Genomic DNA, 1,416 nt, shown 5'->3' on the forward strand with positions numbered 1-1,416 from the left:
TCACGCCTGGCGCCGACACACCACTTACGGGTGGCGCTCAGGCAAACCACAAGGTTGACTGGCTGCTCACGCTTACCGACCTGGCCGGTAACGACGGCTGGACAGACTCGGACGGCGACATCAGCGACAACGTCCTCGTGACATGTACCGCCGCCTCCAGCTGTGGTGGTGGTGAAGGTCAACCCGCAGGACGTGGTGCGGCGTACGTAGTCAAGATCGACCAGACGGTTCCGTCACTCAAGACCGATTCAACGTTCACCGGTCACTACTGGGACACTGCACTCTCGACGCCGGCGCTTGCACAGGACAAAGCGACGAGCATAGAGGTCCGGTTCAACGACGACATCGACGCGACGTCGGTTCAAGGCTCGGACTTCAAGGTAACGATCTCGTCGGTCGATCAGACGCCGACCGCGGCGGAAGTCTTCTCAGGCTCACCTGCCAGCGTGTTCCTGACGCTGGCCACTGCCATGAAGACGAACGACCTGCCGAAAGTCACGATCGTGGGAGACATCACGGATTCGGCCGGGAACAAGATTACGGCCGCTTCACTGGCGTCTATCACGGCAAAAGACTCGATTAAGCCTGGTCTGACGGTCACCCTGTCCGGTGGATCGTCTGCGGCGAACCCGGGTACCGTCACGAAAGACGCGATGACGATCACGATCGAGTCGGACGAGACGATTACCGGCGACCCCGCGGTGGAGGTCTTCAACACTGGGTCGGTATCGGACAAGATAATTCCGGCGGTCAACCAGGGTGGTAACAAGTGGGTTGCCACCTACGCAAAGGGAAGTTCCGCAGCTGGTACCAAGTCGGTCAGGGTCATCGGAACTGACACTGCCGGTACGATCGATGGTGCGACCAACTCGACCACGAAAGGAAACGCCGACTCGACCAATAGCGCGGCTATCAAGTTCACGCTGGACTTTACGGCGCCGACGGTCGCACTGCAGACGGCCACTACGGAGGATCGGCAACCGTTCGTGGTCTTCGTGTTCTCTGAGGCGGTTGTCTCGATCCAGCAGGCCACGACGAGCGGCGTTGACATCTCGGCCAAGCTGTCCGCTTCGACCGACAAGACAAAATACACCTACAAGGCGACCGCTGACATGGCGGTTGGCACCCACACGTTCGTTATTCAGGGCACGGACGACGCAGGTAACAAGTCGGCCGCGACGACTCTGACCCTGACGATCACGGAGAGGGCGAAGTTCGAGTTGCCGTTGAACCCGGGCTGGAACCTGGTCTCGCTGCGAACCGATCCGGTTGACCCGGCGATCAACGCAGTGGCGACACCGGCCGGCATCTCGACCGTGATCGCGTACGACCCGACCGCCAAGGATGGGCCCTGGGTCGTTGCGACTCGCGGCGCAGATGGCAAGCTGGTTGGTAGCCTGACCACGATGGACGGCT

Annotated in this window: 1 protein-coding gene; it reads left to right on the forward strand. The window is 60.9% G+C overall.

Features of this window, described 5'->3' with window-relative positions; all coding sequences use genetic code 11:
- Positions 1–1,416: hypothetical protein (locus FJ091_22220; protein MBM4386065.1), on the forward strand; the 1,416-nt coding region annotated here is incomplete at both ends.

The organism is Deltaproteobacteria bacterium (assembly GCA_016875395.1).
In the GTDB taxonomy this organism is placed as follows: domain Bacteria; phylum Myxococcota_A; class UBA9160; order UBA9160; family UBA6930; genus VGRF01.